Origin of the sequence: Corynebacterium sp., assembly GCF_012837295.1 — a bacterium.
Lineage (GTDB): Bacteria > Actinomycetota > Actinomycetes > Mycobacteriales > Mycobacteriaceae > Corynebacterium.
Genome location: NZ_DURI01000073.1, coordinates 1 through 2,317 on the forward strand (window position 1 = coordinate 1; position 2,317 = coordinate 2,317).

Sequence of the window (2,317 nt, forward strand, 5' to 3'; positions counted from 1 at the left end):
ACGGCGCCGGCGTCACCCTCGTCGGGTGGCTCATGCGCATGGGCTTCCTGGTCACCAGCCCCGCCATCGGCGTCGCGGCCACCGGCGTCGGCCTCCAGGTCGCGCTGGGGCTGCTCGTCGTCCTCGGTGCCGTTGCGGCGGCGTGCTCGCCGGCGCTGAAGGTCCGCGCCGGGGTTTAAGCAATCGGCGTCGAACGGCGGTGCGGACGCGGGGTCACCCGCGGTCCGGTGAATCCGGTCGCCCGTCTAGATTTCCGAAGGGACGAGGCGCACACATCGCTCCTCGATGGATACCTGGAGAATGCGGAAAATGGCCATCAAGATCAACGCGGTTTTCATCGCTGATGACTCATACGTGTGTGAGATCCGTTCGGAGAAGGGCTACCGGCTGCGCGTCACCGGAAACATCGCCGACGGGATCCAAGAGGTGTGGGGGGATGCTGCGCTTACGGAGAACAAGGCACTGATTGCATTGGCGGTGGCATTCGCCGAGTTTTCGGAGGCGGCGAGGGGAGGCACCGACGCGAGCAGGGAAATCGCCTTCCCCGACGCTGCCGACGTGGAAGCTCCGGACATGTCCGACCTCGAGGTGGAGATGCCCGACGACGATGCTGCCACCCGTGTGGAGAAGCAGCGGGCCAACGCCGAAAAGATGGCGAAAAGCGTGGTTTCCGACATCACGACCTTGACCCGATTCATTGATCGCCTCGGCGACGAGGAGCGGCTCGGCTGGTGCTCCGCGTGCGTGGGCCGTCACGTCCATCGGAAGGTCGATGGCCGCGCGCGGACCGCGCAGGTGTGGCTTTGCGACGACTGCGGGAGCCCGACCACTCTCTGCTCGGTGCCCCGTTGCGACAACATGGCGGTGCGTCGGCTTCAGCGGAAGATGCCGGCACCTCCGCTGTGCGCCGAACATCGCCACGACATTTTCGGTTTCGAAGCGGCGCACGCGACCGTCGGCGACCTGGCAGACTATGGCGAATTGCTCGTTTACGCGAAGAAAAACGTCGCACGCACCTCGAAAGTGGCCGCGGGAGGCGTCGTCGGAGCCGGTGCGCTCGCGGCGGCCGCCTTCGTGGCGGCACCGGCCGTCGGAGGGTTGATCGGCGTGCACCTGTTCGGTTACTCGGGTGCGGCGGCGACGAATGCAGGTCTGGCGTGGCTGGGTGGTGGTGCTCTGGCCGCGGGCGGAAAGGGGATGGCCGGCGGGGCGATGATGGTGGCGATGGGAGGCGCGGCCATAGGTGGTGCCCAGGGCGCGGGGATCGTAGGTGCATACGTGAAGGAGGACGAGTCCTTCGAGATCGAGAAACTCCGCGACGGCGCGGGGCCGAACGTCGTCATCGCCCGGGGGTTCACCACCGAGGGCACCGACGACTGGCTGGAGCCGGTGCTTGTGGCGGAGAAACTCTACGGCGACCCGTCCATCTACCTCGTCCGCTGGGGAAGCAAGGAACTGAAGTCGCTCGCCGATGCTGTGCAAACGTCCGGGGCTACGCAGGCGTCGATCCGTTTCGCGAAAAAGTCGGCAATGCGGGCGATGAAGACCGCACCCTCGAAGCTGAATCCCGCCGGAATTGTCACGGGTGCGGCGAGCTTGGCCGCCAATCCGTGGTCGGTCGCCGTGAGCAGGGCAGAGAAGACCGGGGAGGTTCTTGCACAGCTGCTGGCGAAGGTCGACGAAGGTCGATTTGTTCTGGTGGGCCACAGTCTCGGAGCTCGAGTGATGATTTCCGCCGCGGAGTCGCTGGGATCAGAAGGAAAACCCCCGATCATCGACGAAATGAGGCTTTTCGGCGCAGCGAATAGCCGCCGCGATGACTGGTCGGTGCTGGCACGGGGAGTCGAGCGAAAGATCCACAACTATCACTCGGCGGCGGATCAGATCCTCAAGTATCTGTACCGGGCCGTCCAGATCGGAGCTACGCCAGTGGGACTGACGGGGTTCGGAGCGGCGGAGGAGAAAATCGTCGATCATGACCTGACAGGCGAGGTCAAGAGTCATTCGTCCTACTACGGGGCGGTCTTGTCGGGTTCGTGACTCCCGCAGGGACGCGGACGGCCGACCCCAGTGCACGGGGCCGGCCGTCGGTGGTCGGGGAGCGGAGCATCCCGCTCGAGATGTCTCTACGCGGACTGCGCCTCGGCGAAGCCCATGTCGGCCAGCAGTGCGCGGACGTGGCGCTCGACGTCGTCGGCGATGGTGCGGACCTGCTCGATGGAGGCACCCTCCGGGTCGGCGATGTCCCACTCGACGTAACGGTCGCCGGGAATGTCGGGCCGCTTGTCGACGCCCATGAGCACCACGACGTCGGAGC

At 65.9% G+C, this 2,317-nt stretch carries 1 protein-coding gene and 1 pseudogene; one reads left to right on the plus strand and one right to left on the minus strand.

Annotated features, from left to right (window positions below):
• Window positions 1-309: 309 nt before the first annotated feature.
• A complete protein-coding gene (locus tag GX015_RS02510; RefSeq protein WP_291342542.1) occupies window positions 310-2,040 on the plus strand; it encodes a DUF726 domain-containing protein in 1,731 nt (576 codons plus the stop codon).
• A gap of 86 nt (window positions 2,041-2,126) precedes the next feature.
• On the opposite strand, the pseudogene GX015_RS02515 reads toward GX015_RS02510, so the two are convergent.
• Window positions 2,127-2,317: pseudogene (locus tag GX015_RS02515) on the minus strand (protein tyrosine phosphatase); the annotation flags it as partial.

What these genes read in the sequence shown, in the direction of transcription:
- GX015_RS02510 (WP_291342542.1), top strand. Translation starts at nt 310, where the DNA reads ATGGCCATCAAGATCAACGCGGTTTTCATCGCTGATGACTCATACGTG.